Source organism: Vibrio sp. 1167, assembly GCF_033340375.1.
GTDB classification, from domain to species: domain Bacteria; phylum Pseudomonadota; class Gammaproteobacteria; order Enterobacterales; family Vibrionaceae; genus Vibrio; species Vibrio alginolyticus.
Genome location: NZ_JAWOWK010000003.1, coordinates 251,418 through 274,895 on the forward strand (window position 1 = coordinate 251,418; position 23,478 = coordinate 274,895).

General features: G+C 42.8%; 22 protein-coding genes, 1 pseudogene and 1 riboswitch. Of the genes and pseudogenes, 12 read left to right on the plus strand and 11 right to left on the minus strand.

The window, feature by feature from the left end; genetic code table 11:
- The first annotated feature begins 2 nt into the window (after positions 1-2).
- The 5 genes from R7Z78_RS07935 to R7Z78_RS07955 all read left to right on the plus strand — a co-directional run bounded on the left by R7Z78_RS07935 (position 3) and on the right by R7Z78_RS07955 (position 5,747).
- Entirely contained in the window at positions 3-797 is a 795-nt protein-coding gene (locus tag R7Z78_RS07935; RefSeq protein WP_104976249.1) for a metal ABC transporter permease, read from the plus strand.
- Between the two features lie 300 nt (positions 798-1,097).
- The gene (gene fabG / locus R7Z78_RS07940) at positions 1,098-1,817 is read left to right on the plus strand and encodes a 3-oxoacyl-ACP reductase FabG (protein ID WP_017633598.1); all 720 of its coding nucleotides are present in this window, start codon (positions 1,098-1,100) and stop codon (positions 1,815-1,817) included.
- Positions 1,818-2,257: 440 nt separating this feature from the next.
- Entirely contained in the window at positions 2,258-2,809 is a 552-nt protein-coding gene (locus tag R7Z78_RS07945) for an AHH domain-containing protein (RefSeq protein ID WP_050550087.1), read from the plus strand.
- Entirely contained in the window at positions 2,806-3,381 is a 576-nt protein-coding gene (locus R7Z78_RS07950; RefSeq protein ID WP_033906347.1) for a hypothetical protein, read from the plus strand. The genes R7Z78_RS07945 and R7Z78_RS07950 overlap by 4 nt, the downstream gene beginning before the upstream one ends.
- 992 nt (positions 3,382-4,373) lie before the next feature.
- Complete coding sequence (locus R7Z78_RS07955) at positions 4,374-5,747, plus strand: carbohydrate porin (protein WP_104976248.1); 1,374 nt, start codon at positions 4,374-4,376, stop codon at positions 5,745-5,747.
- Positions 5,748-5,810: 63 nt separating this feature from the next.
- Here R7Z78_RS07955 and R7Z78_RS07960 read toward each other — a convergent pair whose 3' ends face one another.
- Positions 5,811-6,797: a LacI family DNA-binding transcriptional regulator gene (locus R7Z78_RS07960; RefSeq protein ID WP_017819847.1), complete on the minus strand. Its 987-nt coding sequence runs from the start codon at positions 6,795-6,797 to the stop codon at positions 5,811-5,813.
- A 235-nt stretch (positions 6,798-7,032) separates the two neighbouring features.
- On the opposite strand from R7Z78_RS07960, the gene R7Z78_RS07965 reads away from it, so the two are divergent.
- The 3 genes from R7Z78_RS07965 (at position 7,033) to R7Z78_RS07975 (ending at position 11,047) form a co-directional block, all read left to right on the plus strand.
- Complete coding sequence (locus R7Z78_RS07965; RefSeq protein ID WP_031778838.1) at positions 7,033-8,472, plus strand: sucrose-specific PTS transporter subunit IIBC; 1,440 nt, start codon at positions 7,033-7,035, stop codon at positions 8,470-8,472.
- A gap of 165 nt (positions 8,473-8,637) precedes the next feature.
- Complete coding sequence (locus R7Z78_RS07970; protein ID WP_053349293.1) at positions 8,638-9,561, plus strand: aminoimidazole riboside kinase; 924 nt, start codon at positions 8,638-8,640, stop codon at positions 9,559-9,561.
- Positions 9,562-9,592: 31 nt separating this feature from the next.
- Positions 9,593-11,047, plus strand: coding sequence for a sucrose-6-phosphate hydrolase (locus tag R7Z78_RS07975; protein WP_042523221.1), 1,455 nt, complete (start codon positions 9,593-9,595; stop codon positions 11,045-11,047).
- 64 nt (positions 11,048-11,111) lie between these two features.
- On the opposite strand, the pseudogene R7Z78_RS07980 reads toward R7Z78_RS07975, so the two are convergent.
- Positions 11,112-11,231 (minus strand): annotated as a pseudogene (locus R7Z78_RS07980) (dihydrofolate reductase); the annotation flags it as partial.
- Between the two features lie 253 nt (positions 11,232-11,484).
- Here R7Z78_RS07980 and yghU point away from each other — a divergent pair.
- From yghU to R7Z78_RS07995, 3 genes are all read left to right on the plus strand, one after another.
- Entirely contained in the window at positions 11,485-12,342 is an 858-nt protein-coding gene (yghU, locus tag R7Z78_RS07985) for a glutathione-dependent disulfide-bond oxidoreductase (RefSeq protein ID WP_053349291.1), read from the plus strand.
- A 1,184-nt stretch (positions 12,343-13,526) separates the two neighbouring features.
- On the plus strand, positions 13,527-14,696 hold the full coding sequence (locus tag R7Z78_RS07990) for a D-alanyl-D-alanine carboxypeptidase family protein (protein WP_017819852.1): 1,170 nt from the start codon (positions 13,527-13,529) through the stop codon (positions 14,694-14,696).
- Positions 14,697-14,908: 212 nt separating this feature from the next.
- Entirely contained in the window at positions 14,909-15,316 is a 408-nt protein-coding gene (locus R7Z78_RS07995; protein WP_005373701.1) for an SPOR domain-containing protein, read from the plus strand.
- Positions 15,317-15,366: 50 nt separating this feature from the next.
- On the opposite strand, the gene R7Z78_RS08000 is transcribed toward R7Z78_RS07995, so the two are convergent.
- The 5 genes from R7Z78_RS08000 to R7Z78_RS08020 form a co-directional block, all read right to left on the minus strand.
- On the minus strand, positions 15,367-15,840 hold the full coding sequence (locus R7Z78_RS08000) for a peroxiredoxin (RefSeq protein WP_005373699.1): 474 nt from the start codon (positions 15,838-15,840) through the stop codon (positions 15,367-15,369).
- 126 nt (positions 15,841-15,966) lie between these two features.
- Entirely contained in the window at positions 15,967-16,983 is a 1,017-nt protein-coding gene (locus R7Z78_RS08005; RefSeq protein WP_169644395.1) for an adenosine deaminase, read from the minus strand.
- Between the two features lie 89 nt (positions 16,984-17,072).
- A riboswitch (purine riboswitch) is annotated at positions 17,073-17,172 on the minus strand.
- A gap of 237 nt (positions 17,173-17,409) precedes the next feature.
- On the minus strand, positions 17,410-17,550 hold the full coding sequence (locus R7Z78_RS08010) for a PA3496 family putative envelope integrity protein (RefSeq protein WP_017633782.1): 141 nt from the start codon (positions 17,548-17,550) through the stop codon (positions 17,410-17,412).
- Positions 17,551-17,600: 50 nt separating this feature from the next.
- Entirely contained in the window at positions 17,601-17,810 is a 210-nt protein-coding gene (locus R7Z78_RS08015) for a hypothetical protein (protein WP_005373692.1), read from the minus strand.
- 240 nt (positions 17,811-18,050) lie between these two features.
- Positions 18,051-18,260 (minus strand): cold-shock protein, encoded by a 210-nt coding sequence (locus tag R7Z78_RS08020; protein WP_005373691.1) that lies wholly within the window; start codon positions 18,258-18,260, stop codon positions 18,051-18,053.
- Between the two features lie 401 nt (positions 18,261-18,661).
- On the opposite strand from R7Z78_RS08020, the gene R7Z78_RS08025 reads away from it, so the two are divergent.
- Entirely contained in the window at positions 18,662-19,510 is an 849-nt protein-coding gene (locus R7Z78_RS08025) for a pirin family protein (RefSeq protein ID WP_104976247.1), read from the plus strand.
- A 142-nt stretch (positions 19,511-19,652) separates the two neighbouring features.
- Here R7Z78_RS08025 and R7Z78_RS08030 read toward each other — a convergent pair whose 3' ends face one another.
- From R7Z78_RS08030 to R7Z78_RS08045, 4 genes are all read right to left on the minus strand, one after another.
- Complete coding sequence (locus R7Z78_RS08030) at positions 19,653-20,501, minus strand: patatin family protein (RefSeq protein WP_054576131.1); 849 nt, start codon at positions 20,499-20,501, stop codon at positions 19,653-19,655.
- Positions 20,502-20,758: 257 nt separating this feature from the next.
- Entirely contained in the window at positions 20,759-21,097 is a 339-nt protein-coding gene (locus tag R7Z78_RS08035) for a hypothetical protein (protein WP_053304554.1), read from the minus strand.
- Positions 21,098-21,787: 690 nt separating this feature from the next.
- Positions 21,788-22,219: a YccF domain-containing protein gene (locus R7Z78_RS08040; protein WP_005373685.1), complete on the minus strand. Its 432-nt coding sequence runs from the start codon at positions 22,217-22,219 to the stop codon at positions 21,788-21,790.
- A 218-nt stretch (positions 22,220-22,437) separates the two neighbouring features.
- Positions 22,438-23,370: a Gfo/Idh/MocA family protein gene (locus R7Z78_RS08045; RefSeq protein ID WP_053304552.1), complete on the minus strand. Its 933-nt coding sequence runs from the start codon at positions 23,368-23,370 to the stop codon at positions 22,438-22,440.
- Positions 23,371-23,478: the final 108 nt, after the last annotated feature.

Genomic DNA, 23,478 nt, shown 5'->3' on the forward strand with positions numbered 1-23,478 from the left:
GTATGGCGGATTATGCATGGCTTTTACCTGCGGTTTTGTGTGGTTTAATTGCGTTGGTTGGCAACATCGTTCTGGGGCAACAAGTTCTTAATCGTCAGATCATCTTTATAGATTTGGCGGTGGCGCAAGTCGCGGCATTGGGGGCAGCACTAAGCCACTACTGGTTAAGCCAATACGCGCTGTTCTCAGGCTCATTCTTTGGCGAAATGATTGGCCCTTGGGTGATGTCTTTGATGCTTTGCGGTTTGATTGCCTTAATGGAGAAACGATACCAGCAACATTTAGAGCCCATGATTGGCAGCTTGTTTGTCGTATCTGCATCGCTGGCGATCCTGCCGGTGAGTAAAGACCCACACGGCGGAGACTTTATTCAAGGCATTCTTAATGGGCAATTGTTATGGGCGACTTGGGCAGACGTTTGGCCTTTGGCACTCATTACCGCTGCGATGTTGCTATTGGTTTGGTTAAAACCTGCGTTTATGTGCGGTAGTGGTTTTTATCTGATCTTTGCAATCCTCATGCCCATTACGGTCAAGTTAACCGGCATTTATTTAGAATTTGCTTTGTTGGTTATTCCAGCTTTATGTGCGGCAGCATTGAAGGGAACTCGATTCTTTGTCGCTAGTATCAGCATTGGTATTGTTGGGATCTTATCGGGTATTGCCGCATCGGCTCGCTATGACTTACCGAGTGGTGCGAGTATTGTGATCACCCTGTTTATTGCTGGCATGTTGTTTAATCTCTTGCTTCAGCCTTTTCTGGTGAAAATAACAAAACCAGCTTTTGTAAGAGATTAAGAGACAAGTAATATTGGTCTGATGAAGTAGTATTTGATTAATCAGACCAATACTTTTCTATCCAAGTCCTCCAATCGTGTAACTTTGCGCCTTTCAACACACTTTCTTACGTTGATCTTGCCATAGTCATCAAGTTGCCTTGATTAGTTCACATTCGACTCCCAGACTGTTTCTATAGTTTTTATAAGATATAAAAGACCCTGCGTATGAGAAGCGCAGCTGTAACGCGACTAGGCATAAAAACAAAAAACGCTAGGGATACAAGCGAATTTGTAATCTCAACATTTAAGGAAGACCAAGATGAAACCGGAAAAAGTAGCAGTAGTCACTGGTGCGGCTCGTGGTATTGGCCAAGCTATTTGTGAGCAATTACTGGAGGATGGATTCCACGTAATCGGGCTAGACATATCGCCCGTGGAATGGAGCCAGTCGGCGCAGCTAAGCAGTTATCAAGTCAACTTGTGTGATGCCGAAGCTGTCAGTGAAGTGGTAGAAAGTGTTGTAGAGCAGCACGGAAGAATCGATGCTCTGGTTAACAACGCGGGCATCACTCGAGATGCACTGTTGCCAGACATGTTAGAGCAAGACTGGGACAGCGTGATCGACGTGAACCTAAAAGCGGTGTTCTTACTCACCCAACGTGTTGCTCCTGTCATGCTAGAGCAGGGCACAGGCAGTATTGTTAGCATTTCTTCTATAGTGGGAACTGATGGTAATATCGGCCAGAGCAACTACGGCGCAAGTAAAGGCGGCGTCATCTCAATGAGCAAAGGCTGGGCGAAAGAACTTTCAAGAAAGGGTGCACAGATACGCGTCAACTGTGTCGCGCCAGGCTTTATCGCCACCGACATGACCAAGAACCTGCCAGAGAAAGTCATTCAAATGATGGAAGGCAAAACCCCATTAGGGCGCATGGGCTCAGTTCAAGATATTGCCAATGGCGTCTCTTTCCTAACCTCAGACAAGAGCGCCTACATCACAGGCCAAGTGCTCAAGATTGACGGTGGGCTGGTGTTATAGCTCGCTAATCAAAACGTCAAATAACAAACGCCCTTTATTTATGTGAAGGGGGTTTTTGTTTGAGGAACATTAATTGACCTGCTGGTATTTTTTTGCTCTTAAATGATTCAGTGGAATCAGTCAATAGTACGTGATGGAAGGTATAATTGCTTACTTTTATTAGCGAAGAAACTGATTGTATTGAGTGTTTTGTAGCCACTTGTTTTCTGGTAGCTTACAGCTCTTATTAAAGCTGTTGTGCCAGTCACATCTAATTGACCAAACATACAAGGAAGGAATTGTGAAGTATACGCCAAAGCCTATTCGACCTAGCAACCCATCTGCATTAGAGTTGGTTATTTATTACTACGAATGTCAAGCGGCCTGAATATCACGACAAAAAGAATAGTGTTGCGCTTAACAATGAATCTAAAGAAGCTTGCAAGCAGCGTACTGATGCTTTGGAAAAGGATTGGGCACACCTTCAGCATGAGCGAAAAAAGATCACTTCTCAGGTGATGCTACAGCAGGATCTTGAAACATGCCGTGCTGAAAACAAGTTGAAAGATGAAGATGAGTTGTTCGAGGAGGCTCATCATCCGACTTGTGTGCTGGCTCGTAATCTCACTGCAGTTGGTGAACCTAAGCCGAGTAGCATCCATGACCCACATCATATCATTCCGGGTAAAGGGCGGTTTCAGCAGGTTAGACTTGTTGTGACACGATTAGCTCTTCATGCTCACGGTATTGGAATCAATGACCCGTTGAATGGCGCTTGGCTACCTCGCTATAAAAATGACAAAGGTCACTGGGCAGGCAGTGAAGCACCAGCTCATCGAGAGATACATCGGTATAACTATGAATCATGGATTGTGAATACGTTTAGTTCTCCAATGCTGCCTGAGCAGGCAATGATTAGTCGCTTACAAAGAGTAAAGCACAAACTTCTGCATGGTGGATATCCGCAGAAAATTATTGAAAAGAAAGACACTAGCTGGAGCGGTCAATCATGAAAATCTACCAGTTAAAGCAACGCCCTGAGGAGTTTAAAACTCTAACTCTGGATATTATGAATCTTGCTAATCAGCTTGGTAATAAAAAGCTAGTAAGGCAACTCCGACTGCAGCCTTCTACTAATGAGCCTTTACTACCAATTTGGAAAGATGGTGTGGTTGGCGATTTTGAGGATGTTTTAGGAAAAAACTCTACGATGCCGGACATATCAACATGGTATAGCACATATCTAGCGCTAACTGCAGGTGCATGCGATAAGCTAGAATCGGTACTAGCGTCTGAGGGGGAGTTCTTGCCTATAAACGTTGGTGACGAAACCATATATGCTTTTAATTGCCTTAGTTTTGGCGCTGAAGATGAGTCTATGTGCCTTAAGAAACATACCGATGGTTTTGAAGATGGTCTGGAAACCATTGAATTTGATGAAGAGGATATCGAACCACGCTATGTATTCAAATCTCGCTTACAAGGCTGTACAGTGCTCTATGCTACAGAATCTTTCAAGCTTTTGTGCGAAGAGCATGGACTAGAAGGACTTAAGTTTGATGAAGATTTGCTGGATCCGTTTTAGTAGTTGACCAATGGGGTTAATGAATCCAACCACTACACTAGAAATTTGCAATACCTAAGCTAATGTTAGTGGGTTAATCGGGTCGTGGTTTTTCACAGTAGAGCCAAATTAGAAGTTGCATTTATTGCTAGTTCTGTCTTTTCTTTAGTAACAGTAGAATATGAAATCATGCAGTCGAGGCGTTAGGTGGCGGGATTGCAAAGCAGTCTTTATCTCTAGTATCAAAGAGGACGGGGAGCCGCTTTTTACAGGCGACTATATCGAATACACTAATTAGCGCAGTTTTAATAAGCGTAATGAAAATGAGAAGCTGAGAAAGCCCGAGAAGAACTATTAAGTCGAGATTCCTTTCTAATATGTAGTGAGTGGGTTGATTTGGCCAACCGACAAAAGGATTTGTAACATCTATAATTGTCCATTAAATGCTAATTTAGCAAAATCTATAACTCAATTTTCCAAAAATGAGTTTCGTTAGCTTGAATTAGAATAGCAAAGCGCTCTTCACGAAAGTTAAGGGCGTTAACAGCCTTTCATGTTGTTTGAACCAAGGTATCGAGATCCGCTTCGCTCTTAGTTACGTTCAACCTTAGCTGCTACTTTTCATCAATAAATAGAGATGAGTTACCATCAAGTAGCATAGGGAAGCGAGGGAGTATTCTCTCAAATGAACATTAAACTCCTTCTTTGTAGCCTGTCACCTTCAAACTACTTCCTCTAGCGCTAACAATTAATTCAAATGTGCGCTGGTTAATGATTTTTCTGTAAGTAACACTATTGAACGTGATAGAAGTAACAAAATGGCCTCTTAACGGTAACGTTCCCGAAAAGTTTATATATTATCGCCCTCATTGATATAAGTAGTAGAGACGCTCTGAGTACGAGCGCTCTGAAATTCAGGCTTTAGATGGACATTTAAAGTCACCATAAGTTTGCGATTTTTCTTGGGAACGTTTGCAATATGCCTAAGTATAAATTTACGTGAGACTATGGAAATGAAACTACACACTTTGACGATGGCAGTAGCGCTTGGACTGGTTACTGCACCTGTATTCGCAGCAACAGATGTTGACGCTCTTGAAAAGCGAATTAATGAATTAGAACAGAGACTTGAGCAGACAGAAAAAGCATCCACAGAAGCAAATGAGAAAGCCTCAAGCTTTGAGTTTCATGGCTACGCTCGTTCCGGGCTGCTCATTAATGATGATCTGAATGGTGCAGTGGGTACTGGTCCTTACATGACGGCAGCTGGTGCTATTGGCGCGCCAATTGGACGATTAGGGGTTGAGGATGATCATTATGTGGAAGCAAACCTTATTCACAAACGCTTTGCAGATGATGGTTCCAGCGCATTGTTCCGAATCATGTTGGCAGATAGTACGGAAACCAATAACGAATGGACAGCGAGTGAGAGTCAATTAAACGTTCGTCAGATATATGCTGAGCTAAACAAGTTGAGCATGTTCTCTGAATCAAGTGCGTTTGCTGACGCAACGTTTTGGGCAGGTAAACGATTTGACCGTGATAACTTTGACATTCACTTCTTTGACTCGGATATTGTTTTCTTATCTGGTACTGGTGCTGGTGTGTATGACGTCCAAATGAGCGATTCGTGGAAAGCAAACTTCTCGATCTATGGTCGTGATTTTGGTGAGATTGATAGCTCGTCAACAGATGTTGAAAACTATATCGCGACAATGAACAACCGCTTCGGTAATTGGCAATTGATGCTGAGCGGCATGACGTCTGCTGATAACAATGATCGCGTAGAAGGCGGAGCGGACAAAGGTTTACATGCGATGTTTGCTTACCATGGCGATAACTTCTTTGGCATGAGTGAAGGCTTCTCTAAAACCGGTATTTTGATGGGTGATGGACTGGGTGCGGAACTTAAAGGCATCGGTTCAAACGGAGATTTGTTAGAAGACGCAAAAGCCGTACGCTTGTTCAGCTATGGTGTAACACGCATCGGCGACAACTGGCGTGTAGCACCTGCGTTGCTAGCAGAACACAGCCAAGATCGCTTTGCTAAAAATGATGAATTTACGTGGGCATCGTTCAACATCCGCTTAGCGCAAGAGTTTACGCAGAACTTTGAGATGGTTTATGAAGGCTCATACCAATACATGGACCTAGACAATGCGATTGATAAAGCAAGTGGCAGTTTTTACAAAGCGACAATTGCACCAACGCTTAAGATGTCTACCGCTGCAGGTTTCTTTGACCGTCCGGAGCTACGTTTTGCAGTTAGCTACGTTGATTGGAGCGAAGACTTGAATGGCTACTCGATTAGCCAGGATGCGGGTGCTGCAACGATGGGTGATGGTGGTGAAGTTCTGTTTGCACTGCAAATGGAAACTTGGTTCTAAAGGGATCTAACCGACAAAGAGTAATAAGAAAAGCGCCAACTGATTTCAGTTGGCGCTTTTTCATTAACAGGACTGACGCTCAATTGTTTTGAATGTTAGTACCATCTTACTCATTTCAAAACTTCTGTTGGCAATTCTATCTAGTAGCAGTTTCGCACCATTTTCACCCGCTTTATCAAATGCATAGTTAAATGTTGATAAGGTTGGGGTGCACACTGATGCGAGCTCATCATCACCAACTCCTAGAACTAAAACGTCTTTACCCGGTGTTAACCCGAGCTCTTGAATCGCTCTCATCGCACCGATAGCAATACGGTCTGTCGCACAGAACAAGCCATCTAGCTTAGGGTTCTTTGTTAAGTGTTGTTTTGCCAATGAATAGCCAGAATCGATGGTAAAGTCACCACGAGCATGGAAGGCGATCTCAAAACCATGATGCTGTAGCGCTTGAACAAATCCTTCAGAGCGTTGCTTATCTACCGCGATATCGTCACCTTGCACACCAATAAAACCCATGGTTTGGCAACCTTTTGCAACCAGTCTATTTCCCGCTTCAAACCCTACTCGTGCGTCATCATGAATGATGCTTGGAATATTAAACATGGAACCATCTTGACCGACGAGCACAACTGGAACGGCCGAGTTTTGAATTGCTTTTACCAGTTTGGAATCGAGGTGGGTGGCGTAAAGAATGATCCCTTCAACCCGTTTTTGGTTAAAGATCTGAATGTACTCCAGTTCTTTTTCGTGGGCTTGGTGAGTGCTAGCAAGTAAGACATGTTTCCCGGCTTTTTCAAGGACATCGGTTAATCCATCGACACCTTGGGATGTGGCATGAGAGGAAACCCGAGGAACAATGACACCAACCAGATTGGTCTTTTGAGATTTTAGATCTTTAGCGACTTGGTTCGGCACATAGCCACACTCCGCTACTGCTTGGCGGACCTTCTGTTTTGTCGCTTCTTTTACGCCATACTCATCGTTTATAACCCGTGACACTGTTGATTTTGATACGCCAGCCAGACGGGCGACATCATGCAGACTCGCCATTGTTCCTATCCATTCTGTTTTTCGTTTTTGGGATTGTTTGCAAAGAGAAGATGAAAAGCTCTTTGATAAGTAGCGATTCTAACCTCCTATACTGCTCTTAGGGAGAGAATTTGACGATCATTCTCACATTCTCTCTGCTTTATCTTTGATCATTTGGTTTTATTGAGCAAAAATCTGTTTTGCAAACGTTCCCGAAAATTTCGCAAGCTCAGATAATAATCCAATGGGGTATGAAATGAATTATCCGGCAGTAGCAAAAGAGTTGTTAACTCTATTAGGTGGTAAAAGCAACATCACCGCACTTGCGCATTGTGCGACACGCTTACGCCTTGCCGTTGCAGATGAGCAAAAAATAGATGAACAAGCGATTGATAACCTTGAAGGGGTCAAAGGGCAGTTCAAAGTTGCGGGTCAGTACCAAATCATTTTTGGATCAGGCATCGTAAACCAAGTTTATGCAGAAATGGCGAAGTTGACGGGTATGAGTGAAATGTCCACCAACGACGTTGCGTCTGCTGGCGCAGAGAAACAAAACATCGTTCAGCGCGCGGTGAAAGGGCTGTCTGATATTTTCGTCCCAATCATTCCCGCAATCGTCGCTGGTGGTTTGTTGATGGGTATCTATAACCTATTGACTGCCCAAGGCTTGTTCATTGATGGCAAATCTTTGATTGATGCCAACCCAGGACTGACAGACTTGGCGAACATGATCAACACGTTTGCAAACGCGCCGTTTGTTTACCTGCCTATCCTGTTGGCATTTTCAGCCAGCAAGAAGTTTGGCGGCAACCCATATTTAGGGGCAGCGCTAGGTATGTTGATGGTTCACCCTGACTTGCTGAATGGTTGGGGATTCGGCGGCGCATCTGTGTCTGGCAACATTCCGGTTTGGAATATTCTTGGTTTTGAAATCCAAAAAGTGGGTTACCAAGGTTCAGTGTTACCGGTTTTGGTATCGGCATTCATTCTTGCGAAGGTTGAGCTAGGCTTACGTAAAGTCATACCTTCTGTTTTAGACAACCTTTTAACGCCATTACTGGCGATTTTCATAGCGGGTTTGCTGACGTTTACTGTCGTCGGTCCGTTCACGCGTGATATCGGTTTCCTATTGGGTGATGGTCTGAACTGGCTATACAACACTGCTGGCTTTGTTGGTGGTGCGGTATTTGGTCTTATTTATGCGCCGTTTGTTATTACTGGTATGCATCACAGCTTCATTGCTATTGAAACTCAACTTCTTGCGGATATTGCGACGACGGGCGGCACCTTTATCTTTCCTATTGCGGCGATGTCTAACGTTTCTCAAGGAGCGGCTGCGTTGGCGGTGGGCGTGATGAGCAAAGATAAGAAGATGAAAGGTATTGCGATTCCATCTGGTGTTACGGGTTTGCTGGGTATTACAGAGCCAGCCATGTTTGGTGTTAATCTAAAACTACGTTACCCATTTATTGCGGCAGTTTGCGCTGCGGCGTTATCGAGCGCGTTCATTACAATGTTTAATGTGAAAGCTCAGGCATTGGGTGCAGCAGGTCTTCCAGGCATCATTTCTATTACGCCAGAGAAGATTGGGTACTACATCGCGGGTATGGTGATCGCGTTCTTGACCGCATTTGTTCTCACCATTGTTCTTGGTATGCGTGACCGCGCTAAAGCCGGTAGAAAAGCAGCGGCTTAATCTGAACTCCTTAAGGGTGGAGTCCCCCAAAATCCACTTCTTTTCCTAAATGTTTGGGGTGCTAGCCAAGCACTAATGGCTTGGCTAGCCTTTTTCAATTTTTACTTGGTAGTGAAGGTGTTCAACACGTTGGACTATCAGGGCTTTAATTTCAAGGTAAGCAAGATGAATCAAGTGTGGGTAACTGGTGATGCTGTTGTCGATCTAATACCGGAATCTGAGACTTCTTTACTCAAATGTCCCGGTGGTGCACCAGCGAATGTCGCCGTAGCAATTGCTCGTCTATCTGGTAAGAGTGCGTTTTTTGGACGTGTAGGTGATGACCCATTTGGTCGCTTCATGCAATCAACGCTCGATCAAGAGGGCGTGAGCACGGAGTTTCTCGTTAAAGACCCTGAGCAAAGAACATCAACAGTGGTGGTAGATTTAGACGATCAAGGGGAACGCAGCTTTACATTTATGGTAAAACCGAGCGCTGATCAGTTTATGTCTGTTGAAGACATCCCAAACTTTAAGCAAGGTGACTGGCTACACGTTTGCTCAATTTCACTGGCAAATGAGCCAAGTAGAAGCAGCACATTTGAGGCGATCAAAAGAGCAAAAGCCGCTGGTGGTTTCATTAGCTTTGACCCTAACTTGCGTGATGAAGTGTGGCAAGATCAATCAGAAATCCAAGCTGTCGTGATGAAGGCTGTAGCGATGGCCGATGTGGTTAAGTTCTCTGAAGAAGAGCTTTTGTTCTTAACTGACTCAACGTCGATGGCGCAAGGTTTACAACAAATAGCCTCTTTGAATATTGCTTTGGTCTTGGTGACACAAGGTGCGAAAGGTGTTTGGCGCGTCTTTGAAAGTCAGAGTGAACTGATCACAGGTCAAGTCGTTAGTCCGATTGACACCACAGGTGCGGGTGATGCTTTTGTCGGAGGGCTACTGGCATGCCTGTCTCGGCATGACGATTGGAAAAATCATCCTGTTGTTAGCTCTGCGATTCAATGGGCAAATGGCTGTGGTGCATTAGCGACGACGCAAAAAGGCGCAATGACCGCGCTTCCGACCCAGACAGAGTTGCTGCAATTTATTGGGCAATGATCTTCAGATCCAATTTCAGTTGAGAAAAATTATGAGCTTAAACAACCGTTGGACTGTAGAGCAAAGATATCGCCGACTTGAGCAAATCCCTCAGTGTGATATCGAAGAAATGACACTTTCACGTCAGCAAGATAAAGGCTTTCCTAGTTTTCATATCGCCCCTAGATTTGGGCTGTTAAATGACCCAAATGGGTTGTGCTATTTCAATGGTGAGCACCACATCTTTTACCAGTGGACGCCTGTGGGACCAGTCCATGGAATGAAGTATTGGTATCACCTTTCTACTAAAGACTTCATCCATTTTACTGATCATGGCGTGGGTCTTCATCCCGACCAAGACTACGATTCACATGGTGTCTATTCGGGCGGCGCTTTGGTGGAAAACAACAAGGCTTTGCTGTTTTTTACTGGCAACAAGCGTGACCAAAACTGGAATCGAATCCCAACACAGTGTTTTGCCACCATGGATTCAGACGGCAGCATTGAAAAGCACGGTGTAGTCATTGAGAACGAACATTACACGGAGCACTTTCGTGACCCAAAAGTTTGGAAGAAAGGCGACGACTATTTGATGGTGGTGGGTGCTCAAACCAAAACCGAGCATGGTTCTATGGCGCTCTATCAAAGCAAAGATTTGAAAACGTGGCAGCATAAAGGTCCTATCAAGACCAAGTTCTCTGACCTTGGGTACATGTGGGAGTGTCCTGATTTATTTGAGATTAATGGTCAATCGGTGATGCTGTTTTCTCCACAGGGCGTGAGCAGTAGTAATCCTTATGATTTCAAAAACATCTATTCTGTCGCGTATATCGTGGGTGATCAGTTGAACCTAGAGTCGATGACTTTAGAAAACCACCAAGATATTTTACAGCCAGATTATGGGTTTGATTTCTACGCCCCACAAACCTATTTAGATGAGAATGGGCGTCGCATTCTTATTGCATGGATAGGGTTGCCAGAAATCGACACGCCATCGGTCACACACCAGTGGGCAGGAATGTTGTCTCTTCCTAGAGAACTAACGTTGAAAGATGGTTTTCTTGTTCAAACTCCACTCCCTGAATTGGAGAGTTTAAGAAAAGAAGAGGTAGTCTTTGCACAGTCCCATACACTGGAAAGCACAAGTTGTTTGATCCAATTAGACCTTGAGGGCGATGGCTTTGAACTTGAGCTGAGTAACCTCAAAGGTGACAACATCGTCTTTAGTGCGACAAAGCACGAGTTTATGCTGGACCGTCGTCACATGTCTCATTTGTACGCAGAAGAATTTGGTAGCATTCGAAAAGCACCAAGATTGGACGCTAAGCAGACGATTGATATATATATCGACAATTCTGTCATCGAGATTTTCATTAATGGTGGCAAACACACGATGACCAGTCGTTTCTTTATTGATGACCTGAATACGGTAACGTTGAGAGGGTTGGAGCAAGCAAGGCTTTTCCCTTTGAAAGGTATTTCTGGTTTGTTTGAATCAGCTAAGTAACGGTTTCGAATACATTAAAACGCCCTTCATTGATTTAGTGAAGGGCGTTTTTCTTTCTAACTATCTAACTTAACTGCCTATCACGCACGTAAGTTGTTTGAACTAAGGTATCCAGAACAACTTCATTCTTGGTGACTTTGAAGTTTAGCGGTTGTTCTAAATCCCCAAATAGAGGTGCGCCGCCGAGTGTAGCTTACTCATCGTTGGCATCTCGAACCTAGTTCACATTATCGCGACGTTTTTACTTATAGCGTGAAAGAAAATCCCATAACCAAAGGTTCTAACTAAAAGAGATTGCAGGACTTTTATTTAGCGAATTCGACCTAATATCTTGAGTATGCCTAATCGCAGTTGGCGAAGAGGTGATGTTAATAATGCTTGCTGGCGCGTAAGACCCGTCAGTTTGAAGATGCATTCAAACACAATAAGGGAAAACAATGGCTAACGAATACATTCCACCAAAAGTTTGGACAAACGATAATGAAAACGGCGGTCAGTGGGCGAGCATCAACCGTCCGGATTCTGGCGCACGTCATGAGCAAGAGCTTCCAATTGGTGAGCACCCATTCCAACTTTACTCAATGGGTACCCCAAATGGTCAGAAAGTGACGATCATGTTTGAAGAGCTTTTGGCGGCTGGCGTAACGGCAGCAGAATACGATGCATACCTGATTAAGATTGGCGATGGTGACCAGTTTGGCTCTGGCTTTGTAGCTGTTAACCCAAACTCAAAAATTCCGGCATTGGTTGACCGTTCGGGTTCTGAGCCAGTGAACGTGTTTGAATCTGGCAACATCTTGTTTTATCTAGCAGAGAAATTTGATCATTTCTTACCAAAAGAAGGCGCTAAGCGTGCTGAGGTAATGAACTGGTTATTCTGGCTGCAAGGTTCTGCGCCATACCTAGGCGGTGGTTTTGGTCACTTCTACGCGTACGCACCAGAGAAGTTCGAGTACCCAATCAACCGCTTTACAATGGAAGCAAAACGTCAGTTAGATGTATTAGACAAGCGTCTTGCGAACAATGAATTCCTAGGTGGCGATGAGTACAGCATCGCTGATATCGCAACATGGCCATGGTACGGCAACCTTGTGTTGGGTCGTGCTTACGATGCGGCTGAATTCTTAGACGTAGAAAGCTACAAAAACGTTGTGCGTTGGGCAAAAGTAATTGATGAGCGTGAAGCGGTAAAACGTGGTCGAATTGTGAACCGTTCATGGGGTGAAGAATGGGAGCAGTTACCTGAGCGCCACAGCGCAGAAGATATTGATAAAGTATTGAAACTTAAACCATAAGCAATCTTGGCCTAGCTACGTCAAATGAGTTTAGTTTTATCTATGCTTATACAGTGACCTTAATCAAATCTATAGCGCACCATATACGGTGCGCTATTTTTATTCTCATTTAGTCTCGAAATGCTAATTTATATCACCTCTTGAAGAGCATTTAGTTCGTAGATGAATCTTTAATGTATTTATATATTATGATGCAAAACAAAGCTCATATTTCCATGTTAAATATGGACTGGTCATACTGCTTTCTAATAATTAAATTATTTAAAAATTATAAACTGATTTTATATCCATTATAAATAAAATTAATGATAATTAATATTTGACATAACCTCTAAATTTATGTGGAATATGCGAGTTGATTTGTTTTGAAGAAATAAAATTAATTTCTAGTACTTTTATTTAAGACAAGCTTAGCTTTTAGCGATGTTTAATTATTAATGCTTATATCATGAAAGAGGATATGTATGATGTCGTCGTTTGAGTCGTACTGGGTTGGGATACGTCAAAGAATAGCCGAACAAACCGAAGGTAACCGCAGTTTAAAGTCTCTAGTCATTAAAAAGCAGCGTGTGAACTTAAATAACAGTGGGTTATCCTTTCGCGCTAAGTCCGGATGCCTTATTCCTCACTGTTATACCAAGTTCTCTGATGAGATAAACCTAAAAACATCGAAAAAATCGTCTCTTAGTTTTAAAAAAGGAAAGCTGTATTTTTCTCCAGTTTAATAATAAATGAAATTTGCATAAATTATAATATTAGGTTTTTAAATTTATCGATAATTAATTACGATTTTATGATGCGTTTTCAATATGTTTTCTTGGTAAATAATTAGCTGGGCTTATTGTTGATTGTTTTTGTTGTTTCCTATTTAGATATGGATAAAAGCTCAACTACTTTTCCTATACCAACTTACTCCCTGAATTGACTTGCGCGCTTTTTCTCTCCTCTCAAAAAAACATAGCGTTACGGAATTATTTTCGCTCCTGTTTCATTCTTCAAGACGAAAGCTCTACCTACCTCTCATTATTTTCGACAAACATTGAGTAAAAGTAACCAATCGTAACAAGGTGGCTGTAACTGAGCGCCGTTTCAATATACTCGTTTTTTAACTAGGTAATCCCGCGCTTTGAATTCATTCGGGTACCGTTTGTAAGCCTTAAATGCTACTAAGATAAGATGTCATGATGAGAAAAAGTACTATATTACACACAGTGTTAATTACAGGGTTCGCTGCTGTATCCTCGTTGGCTTATGCTGCGCCTTCAGTTGTGCCAAATGCGCCGGAACTCAGTTCTCGTGGTTATGTTTTGATGGACTTCCATACGGGGAAAGTACTGGTTGAACGTGATGCCCACAAACGTTTAAACCCCGCGAGTTTAACGAAGTTGATGACTGCTTATGTAGCTGGTCAAGAAATTAATACAGGCAATATTACGTTGAATGATGAGGTTGTCATCAGCCGAAATGCTTGGGCAAAAAATTTCCCAGATTCTTCAAAAATGTTTATTGAAGTCAATACTTCCGTTTCTTTGTCTGACTTATACCGTGGTCTGATTGTTCAATCTGGTAACGATGCCAGTGTCGCTATTGCTGAGCATGTTGCGGGAAGTGAATCAGGGTTTGTGAGTTTGATGAATAGTTGGGCCGCCAAGCTTGAATTGTCTAACACGGCATTCACCAACCCTCACGGCCTAGACAGTGACGGTTTATATTCGACACCTTATGATATTGCCAAGTTGGGCCAAGCGATTATTCGTGACTTACCTGATATCTATCCGCTGTATAGCGAAACCTCGTTTACTTACAATGGCATCACTCAATACAACCGTAATGGCTTGCTTCGTGATCGTAGTATGAATGTCGATGGCATGAAAACTGGTTATACAAGCGGCGCGGGTTATAGTCTAGCGACTTCTGCAACACAAGGTGATATGCGTTTGATTGCCGTAGTGATGGGAGCGAAGAGTGAGAATGTTCGTGAATCAGAAAGCAAGCAGCTGTTGAGTTATGGCTTCCGCTTTTACGATACGGTAATGCCGACTGAGGCGGGTGCGGAACTTGCGAAAGCTCGAGTTTGGATGGGCGAAAAAGACGAGCTTACTGTCGGCGTAGCTAACGATGTTTATCTCACTTTGCCAAAAGGAGATGTAAAAAATCTGCAAGCGGAAGTTGAATACAACGGTGATTTAGTTGCGCCAATTTCTGAGCAACAAGTGGTTGGTAAAGTGCTTTACAAAGTCGACGGTAAGGTCGTAAATGAAGCCGAGCTCGTTGCATTGGAGTCCGTGGAGGAAGGCAGTTTATTCAAGCGAATTTTAGACTGGTTTAAGCAATTGGTCGCTAGCTGGTTCTAAACAGTAGCGAACTTCTGTCTATATCACTCTATCTTGTTAATGTTCTATTAAATCAATTTACTAAGGCGACCAACGTGGTCGCCTTACGTTTTTGGAATACTCGTTGCGTTAAAACACAGGCCCTCTTGTAAGGGTGTGTTTTTACCTGACCAAGAGCGTTTTGTGTTTTTGGGTGCGAGAGAAAAGAAACTAGAACAAGAATGGAGTGACACGTGCACAAGATTTTATCTTTGACATTGATTTTATCGCTCATGGGCTGCGCTATGCCTTACCAGCAGGAGGTCGATAGCGGCCAATGTGTTGGAGTCATGACCTCTCAGGATGCATATGGTTATTTAAACCCAAACCATTACACGATGCAGGTACTCGCGCTAAAGCAAGAAAAAGATGTGAAAGATTATATTCGCTATATCGATCCTAAGCATCCGGTTTGGGTTAACTGGAAAAACAGCCGAGGCACGCGTTGGTATACGGTAACTGTTGGTGATTTTAAAACGAAGCAGGATGCCTACAATGCGCTTTCTTCATTACCAAGCCGTGTAAAGCAGTCATCCCCGTTTGTGCTGACTTTTGCGGAAATGCAGCGTAAGCAACAAACGAGTGTTGTGAGAATGCGTTAACCAACAAAAAACGGAAGCGATGGCTTCCGTTTTTGTATTTAGGAGTAAGCTTAAAGCGCCGCTAAAATCGTTTCTGCTTTGCTTGCTTCAAACTCTTTTGGCTCTTCAACGTTTAGCTTAGTCACTGTGCCGTTTTCAATGATCATTGCGTAACGTTGTGAGCGAATACCACCAAAGCCGCCTGTATCCATTTCAAGACCTAATGCTTTAGTAAAGCTAGCGTCGCCATCACCCAACATCAAAATCTCAGAAGCGTTTTGAGCTTCGCCCCACGCTTGCATCACAAATGCATCGTTTACAGAAACGCACGCAATTAAATCAACACCTTTTGCCTTTAGCTCATCAGCTAATACCACATAGCCTGGTAGATGGGCTTCTGAACAGGTAGGGGTGAATGCGCCAGGTACAGCAAAGAGTACGACTTTCTTGTTCGCAAACAGTTCTGTAACGTCGTGGTTCACCATACCATCGGCAGTCAACTCACTTAGAGTTGCAACTGGTAGAGCTTGGCCTTGTTGAATCATGATTCTATTCCTTTTTGTGTGCTAGTTTAGCTTTCTCAGTCTAGCGTTTATAAATGCGGTTAACCACAGAGTTTTTGTAGGGTTTTAATACCTACGCGTTTGGCCTAAGGCGTGGCACTGATGCCTTTATTGCAAAGCTTCGTGCTGGTTTACGTATTGGCTAACAAGGTGACGATATTTCGCCTTTAACTCGTTATCGATAAAGCTGGCATCAATCGCGTTCATTGTAAATTGGGCAAGTTCACTCTTACTCATTGGATGTGCGTTGTTGACGGCCAGAAAGTTATCCGTCATGTAGCCACCAAAGTACACAGGATCGTCTGAGTTAATCGTTACAGCGACACCTTTTCGTAGCAAATCCACAATATTGTGATCTTTCATATCGTCGAATACACATAGCTTAAGATTCGATAACGGACACACTGTCAGTGGCATTTGGCTTTCGATTAAGGATTCAACTAATGCTTCATCATCAACACAGCGAACACCGTGATCCACGCGGCTCACGTAAAGCATTTCAATTGCATCGCTAATATTTTGTGCGGGGCCTTCTTCACCTGCGTGAGCAACGGTAAGTAAGCCTTCTTCTACTGCTTGTTTAAATACGCGCTTGAATTTAGCTGGCGGATGACCTTGTTCTGAAGAATCTAGTCCAACACCAATGATCTTATCACGGTGTTTCAGAATAGCCTGTAGGGTCCCTATGGCGCTCTCTTCTGAAAGGTGACGGAGAAAACACGCAATAATTTGCGAGGTAATGCCAAGTTTTTCGTGACCATCTTTTAGCGCACGAGCGATTCCATTGATAACAGTGTCAAAGTCTATGCCGCGTTCTGTGTGTGTTTGAGGGTCAAAAAAGATTTCGGTATGAATAACGTTGTCTTCTTTACAGTGCAGTAAGTATTCCCAAGTGAGATCGTAAAAATCTTGCTCCGTACGCAGAACTCCCGCTCCTTGGTAATAGAGGTCGAGAAATGATTGTAAGTCTGTAAACTGATATGCGCTGCGTAGTTCACTCGGAGAAGAGTAAGGGATCTCGATGCCGTTTCGTTTTGCTAATTTGAATAAGAGTTCCGGCTCAAGTGAACCTTCGATATGTAAGTGCAGCTCTACTTTTGGAAGACCTTGAATAAATGCGTTCATATTCCACCTTATGTGTATTGTGGATGCAGTTACTCTAAGAATAGGTATAGATAGAAATAAATCGAACGCTATCACAAAGAGTAAGACCCACGATGATCTCAACTCTTCGTAATCAGCACTTTTCGGGAACTGGTAGAGACCCCCAAACCATATCATTGGGGTTATACGAAGCAAACGAGAGGGATTATACGCAAAAATATCGCTTTGGCTATACGCAAATAACCTAGCTGTCATTAGTCACGGGGTTTCCTGTGAGCGAAACGACTATTTGCAAGTCACTTGAGTATAGAGGAGCCAGTTGTTTTTGCGTGTGTGAGAGGCTCGTGTAATTAGAAGAGTAGTCTAAAAGAGTGGAGATTCGTTTGAGCAAAGGTAGGTGGCGGTACCTTGCACAACGATAAAGGCAGAGAAAGCACTAGAGAGCATTTATAGATCGAATAACTTATCAAATTCTCTTTGTTCCATAATGTCTTCTATGCGGCGTCGAGTTTTCTGCTTTACCGCCGCCGCGTTTTGTTCAGACTCTTTTTTGTCTTTTTCTGACTGCTTCTTACTTTTTCTAGCCATTGGATACCTTCCAAATTAGTTGCATTATCCATTAATGCATGAAAACTGAATCAGTTAACAGTAAAACTTCCTAACTTTGAACCTGAATCACAGAGAATAGTTCCAGATTGCGTTTTCTCACAATATTCAAAATCGATCATAAAGCTATGAGAAAGAAGTTTCGGTAATACGTGTCTTCGTAAAATATCACCATTTAATTGATGTATTTTAGCGTTCCAAGAGGTTTGAGGTTGTTCTAAATTAAATTCAATTTCTAACATTTATTCTCCTGTTTTTTAGTGATTTTATCTTTGTTAAGTAATTGATACCAATGCCTTTGACGGCCAGTTCTTTTTGAGGACATGATTTTTCCTATAAATAATAAATTAAGCAGTACTATTCAGTTTATTTTAGATAGCACAAAGCAATGCCTAAAATTAGGCTGAGTGATTGATGAAAGAATATTTTTGAAGGAGAGAGGTTTGGTGCAGCATGGGCATGCTACACCAAGAAAAGCAGTCTTATAGAGGAGTTACTTCAGTCGCTTGAGGACCTTTTTTACCTTGCTCTACATTGAAGCTTACTTTCTGACCTTCAGTCAGTGTTTTGAAACCGTCAGAAACGATAGCGTTAAAGTGTACGAATACATCTTGGCCGCCGTTGTCTTGAGATAGAAAACCGAAGCCTTTAGTTTCGTTAAACCATTTTACTGAACCAGTTACTTTAGACATAAAAATACCTTTGAATTAAACATTAAAATTATGGTTTGTTTTGTGGATCTTTTCTAAGCTATTGAATGTTCAATCAAGAGGAAGTTGTACGCAGGTGTCTGAATTGGGGATTCAAGATTTTACTGAGAGGAAACTTAAACTAAATGTTGCATTAACAGCTCTCTTCTAAGAGCCAAGGCACACTATACACCTTGTTTAGAAAATAGCTACATTTATTTTAGATAAATTAAATGTGCTCATTATTAACTCGATAAACTGTATTGTTCGAAAAAGTTGAATAAGTAGAACGAATAGTATGGCTCATAATTTTAGCTCATCAACCTAAAATAGAACCTTATCGATAGCCATAGATTGAACATGCGATTTGCAAGCGGTCACAAAGATAAACTAGGAGAACTAGTATGAGTACATTCAGAGACATTCGTCAGCTTATTCCTGCGCAACCTACTGCTGATGGTGATGGAGTGAAAATTCGCCGAGTAGCGGGTTTCAATCATGCTAGCTTTTCTCCATTTTTGATGATGGATGAACTCAAATCAGAAGACCGTGCTGACTATATCGGCGGTTTCCCTCCGCATCCGCACCGCGGTATCGAGACGCTTACTTATATGTTGAAAGGTCATTTCCAGCATCGTGATCATATGGATAATGTTGGCGAGCTTCGTTCCGGTGGTGCACAGTGGATGGCAGCAGGAAGAGGCGTCATCCATAGCGAAATGCCTATTATGAAGGAAGGCGAACTGCATGGTTTCCAAATTTGGATTAACCAGCCTGCGAAAAATAAGATGCAGCCAGCTCAATATCATGACTTTCAACCTGAAACGATCACTGAGTTTGATACTCCGAATACGGGGGTTGTACGTTTGATTGCGGGTCATATGACTATAAACAACGAACGAATTCAGGGGCCGCTAACAGAGACAGGTGTTGCTGCCACGGTAGCCGATTGGAGAGCGATGGTTGGTCAAGCTTTGAATTTGAACACGGAGCAAGACAACAACATGATGCTCTATGTCTATAAAGGTCGTATTCAATTAAAAGGTCGTGAGATCAATCGAGGCGAAATGGCCATTTTATCGAAAGGTGAATGGGTTGAATTGCAGGCCGAAAAAGAGAGTGGTGCACTGATCTTTATTGGTGAGCCAATTAATGAACCCGTGGTGCATTATGGCCCTTTTGTCATGAATAGCATGGAAGAGATAGAACAAGCCATCCAAGACTACAACTCTGGGTTGTTTGAAACTTACTAGTTTGGACTGCCTACTCGCTTTTTCAGTTAGCGAGCAAATTAAAACAGTTTTGAGCCTGAATATTGGGCTCGACCAGAAGCAAATACGATAATCCACTGCCATCGAATTTGCGTTAGCCACGTTTAATCCACGTGGCTTTTTTCTACTTCTGACTCCATCGTATGATGGCTTCCTTTCCTGCTTCAATTCCTAACTCATAAGCATGACGCAGTGGTGCTGGCGATCGACTCAGCCGTTTCAACTTGAATGTTTCAGGAGGACACACTTGAATGATTTCGATACCAGGTGGTGGGTTGTTGATCAGCGCTAAGGTCTGATTGTAGCGAACTTCACGTGTCAACATCGGTTCAATTAATCCGGGCGTTTCTTTCAACATCTTCCTAGTTAGGGCGCTGAATCTTCCTCTTGGCTTTTGATAGCTTGCGGGCTGACTGCGTAAAACCATAATCTTTTTGGCTCCTCGCTTTATTGCTTCTGCAACAGGAAGTGCGTCTGAGACGCCACCATCAACGTATTGAATTCCGTTCAGTGATACGCCATTTCGGTAAAGTACAGGCAGTGCGCTGCTGGCTTTCATTGTTTCTGCCAAGTCGTCGACATCAGGAAGGTGGTACTCCGCTTGCCCATTGTCTTGACGCGTCACGCCTAAAAAGAAGGGTCGTGAATCGGCTTTGAGCGCAGATTTATCGATGCCAAGTTCTTCGAGGGTGACATTCCACATCCAGTCTAAGTTCATCATATCACCACCACGTAGAAGTTGAGATGGAGAGATAAATTCTTTTCTTAAGCTGTAATCGAGGTAGATTTTTAAGTTACGTCCGGGCATTTTAGCTAAGTAGGCAGCCAAGTTGCTAGCACCCGCAGACACTCCCCAAAAGCTATCAAATGGAGAGAACTCGCTAGCAAGAAAATGATCGAGTATGCCGCATGAAAATACGCCTCGCATGGCTCCACCTTCGACAATCAATGCTCGAGAGCCTACTTTTTCCATCACTTCGCTCCACTCTTTATCAATCGGATAATAGCGTGCAGCTTAACGCATAATGGTTTTATACCCAAGTGGGCCAAAGGTCTAGGTTGCGTTCTTTTGAATAAAAAGGGCATCAACGGATGCCCTTGTCACTTTTAGCCTATGGAATTGCGGGTAATTGAGTCGCTAATTTAGTGAAGGAGACCGAGCCAATTAGCCCCCTTACATAGAGCCATACCTGTAGTCCCATACTGATCGTTGTTGGAATAGTTTGATGATCACTTGTTAAATAGGCATACGAACACTATCCAGAGCGTTGTAAGCAAAAGTAATGGGGTGAATACTTTCTGGATAGAAGCGCCATCAGTTAAATTGTAAATTTTGATGGATTCATAATAGAACGCTCGTTTGAATTCTTTGAAGCTAATGTCGCTCTTCGCATGCGACTGTTCATAGTGCTGGTGCGCAGCGTCCGATAGCTGGTATTCCAAGTCTTGGAGCTCGTACTCCTTGTTAAAAAACGCATCCCAAGCCGAAAGGCGGGCTATCGTTTTAGGAGATGGATCCCCATTTAGTTTCTCTAGACGCTTAGCATAAGCTGCTTGATATTTATCCACGGTATATTCCTGTCTGAATAGACGTTGAGTTAGAACATATGTAAAAAGAAAAATAAGTAATAAAAGGTTTTTTACGTTCTATACCTGTGATAAATGCTAAAAAGTTCAATGCTCTAGCACTCCGATGTCGCAAATGATATTGATGGAATTGCTCTGCGACAAATAAAATAATTACTCTAGATAACAACGAATTTTTGTTGTTTTTAAAAAAACTGATCATGAGATTGAGTGGGGAGTTTTACCGAGAAGAATTTCGCTACTGTAACTGTCTATATTTACTCAAAAAGAGAAAATCTTAGAAGCTTTCTTTGATTGATGTGAGATATTTTAGGTCGAAAAGCATTAATTTTGGCTATGCTTATAGTTCGTCTTTTTTGTTGTTGAACTCTACTTCGAGGGGGAAAGAACCCATATTTCGAGCATAGGATAGCTCGCTTTTTCGTTACGTCGTTCTTGGAGTTTGAATCAGTGACGACGCTATGAGTCTAGCATCTTGAACTCACTTGGGTGTATTGATTAATTATAAAAGTAAAGCAGTGCTGAGCTAGGATAAACTTCAACGTAAAGGTGACGGTATGAATATACAATCAGCCATTATTGAATATGCGATAGCGATTATAGGCTTACTTTTGACGGGCGTTACCCTCTGAGCATGACTGCCCAGAGGATAGAAAGCGCATTAGCTTTTTGCTAACGATTGATGTTGTATCGAGCCATTGCAGCTTCTTCTGACGATACAACCGTTTTACCAATTGGTGCGAGTGAAATAACCGCTAGCTTGAGGTGTTGGAGCGCAAACGGAATGCCGATTATGGTGACAAAGCATGCTGCGGCAGAAAGTACGTGACCGATAGCTAACCAAAGGCCTGCAAATACAAACCAAAGGACGTTACCAATAACGCCGAGCGGACTCGTGCCAATGTCCATTTCATTGGTCAATTCATCGCGTGAGATGGCCTCTTTACCGAATGGGAAAAAGGAAAAATTACCCATAACGATACACGCACGCCCCCAAGGTATTCCGATGATGCTAATAAAGGCCAAAATACCAAAAAACCACCATAGCAACCCCATAAATACGCCACCAAATACAAACCAAATGATGTTACCAAGTGTTCTCATTCTATTTCCTTTATTCTTGAATGTGATGATTCAGATACCTGAGAGCACCGTAAAACAAATCTAAACCGTCTGTTTTGTCGATGTGTGCTTTTGTGCCCTCATTCACCTGATTGATAGAATAATCGCAGTAGTCTTAACAGAGAATGAATGCCTTCCTTAAGGCAAGTCTTTTTAGTATAGAGCGTAATACTCAATCAAGCATATAGCCAAGAATCGCATTATCTAGAGACAACTTTCTCGAGATATTGACAAATTTGCTCTGCCAATCGATGGCTGGCAATGTTGCGTGTTACTACTTCATCAGCAATATTTCCAGACTCAACGACGCCAAACCAATCGAGCAACATCGAGTGGAAACCTTTACTCGTCAGCATTGGCGTCCAGTCTTTCAAATTGATTTTTTGCTCTTGGTTAGCTTGCCATAGTTTGCCTTCAACGAAGGAGTCGAACTCAACTGCCTTGTTTGCATAACAAGCTTGAACGCGCTCTGTAGTGATACCGAAGTGGCGATTCATCGAGGCGTGGAGCAAAGTATCTCCATGTTGCCACTGAATATCTAAACGCGCCAACTGACCACCTTCAAGTTGATGAGTTACATAAGCATCTTTTAGATCTGCTTTGGCTGTGACGTTAACGCTGTCTAATGGGTGAATAAAATCATCAAATATAAAGGTACGAACATCCCCCGGTAGTTGGTGACGGTTCTTTTCCCAGCGTAGCGACTTTAAGTCAGATATGTTGCCTTGCTGCACTTGTGGCATATGTTGGTTATAAAGTGGAATGTGACGACGGTTAAAGCCCACATAGAGTGGCTGTCTCTCTTTTTCGGCAATATCGTACAGCTTTTCGACGTCATCAGCACTGTTCGCTAATGGTTTGTCGACAAAGGTTGGGATTCCATGTTGCAGAAAAAATGCCGCTATTTGAAGGTGTACGCTTGTTGCCGCATGAATCATGACGGCATCGACGCCAAAGTGCAGAAGTTGTTGGTAGTCCTGGCAGATCTCTGAGATTCGATACTGCTTAGCCAGGCTCTCAAGTGTGTTTGGGTTGCGGGTACAAAATACAAGTTCGATATTTGGAAGCTGAGTGATAACAGGAAGGTATGCTTTCTGAGCGATATCCCCTAGACCAATAATACCAATTTTCATCCTAGTCCTTATCTCGATGTATGGATCGCGGACTGTCAGTATAACGCTTGGCGCGGCGATGAGTTTAAATACCTTGTTAGAAAAAGCCTGATTCACACTTTGAGCCAG

Coding starts and splice junctions, on each gene's coding strand:
- R7Z78_RS07935 (WP_104976249.1), top strand. CDS start 3: ATGGCGGATTATGCATGGCTTTTACCTGCGGTTTTGTGTGGTTTAATT.
- fabG (WP_017633598.1), top strand. CDS start 1,098: ATGAAACCGGAAAAAGTAGCAGTAGTCACTGGTGCGGCTCGTGGTATT.
- R7Z78_RS07950 (WP_033906347.1), top strand. CDS start 2,806: ATGAAAATCTACCAGTTAAAGCAACGCCCTGAGGAGTTTAAAACTCTA.
- R7Z78_RS07955 (WP_104976248.1), top strand. CDS start 4,374: ATGAAACTACACACTTTGACGATGGCAGTAGCGCTTGGACTGGTTACT.
- R7Z78_RS07960 (WP_017819847.1), bottom strand. CDS start 6,797: ATGGCGAGTCTGCATGATGTCGCCCGTCTGGCTGGCGTATCAAAATCA.
- R7Z78_RS07965 (WP_031778838.1), top strand. CDS start 7,033: ATGAATTATCCGGCAGTAGCAAAAGAGTTGTTAACTCTATTAGGTGGT.
- R7Z78_RS07970 (WP_053349293.1), top strand. CDS start 8,638: ATGAATCAAGTGTGGGTAACTGGTGATGCTGTTGTCGATCTAATACCG.
- R7Z78_RS07975 (WP_042523221.1), top strand. CDS start 9,593: ATGAGCTTAAACAACCGTTGGACTGTAGAGCAAAGATATCGCCGACTT.
- yghU (WP_053349291.1), top strand. CDS start 11,485: ATGGCTAACGAATACATTCCACCAAAAGTTTGGACAAACGATAATGAA.
- R7Z78_RS07990 (WP_017819852.1), top strand. CDS start 13,527: ATGAGAAAAAGTACTATATTACACACAGTGTTAATTACAGGGTTCGCT.
- R7Z78_RS08000 (WP_005373699.1), bottom strand. CDS start 15,840: ATGATTCAACAAGGCCAAGCTCTACCAGTTGCAACTCTAAGTGAGTTG.
- R7Z78_RS08005 (WP_169644395.1), bottom strand. CDS start 16,983: ATGAACGCATTTATTCAAGGTCTTCCAAAAGTAGAGCTGCACTTACAT.
- R7Z78_RS08010 (WP_017633782.1), bottom strand. CDS start 17,550: ATGGCTAGAAAAAGTAAGAAGCAGTCAGAAAAAGACAAAAAAGAGTCT.
- R7Z78_RS08015 (WP_005373692.1), bottom strand. CDS start 17,810: ATGTTAGAAATTGAATTTAATTTAGAACAACCTCAAACCTCTTGGAAC.
- R7Z78_RS08020 (WP_005373691.1), bottom strand. CDS start 18,260: ATGTCTAAAGTAACTGGTTCAGTAAAATGGTTTAACGAAACTAAAGGC.
- R7Z78_RS08025 (WP_104976247.1), top strand. CDS start 18,662: ATGAGTACATTCAGAGACATTCGTCAGCTTATTCCTGCGCAACCTACT.
- R7Z78_RS08030 (WP_054576131.1), bottom strand. CDS start 20,501: ATGGAAAAAGTAGGCTCTCGAGCATTGATTGTCGAAGGTGGAGCCATG.
- R7Z78_RS08040 (WP_005373685.1), bottom strand. CDS start 22,219: ATGAGAACACTTGGTAACATCATTTGGTTTGTATTTGGTGGCGTATTT.
- R7Z78_RS08045 (WP_053304552.1), bottom strand. CDS start 23,370: ATGAAAATTGGTATTATTGGTCTAGGGGATATCGCTCAGAAAGCATAC.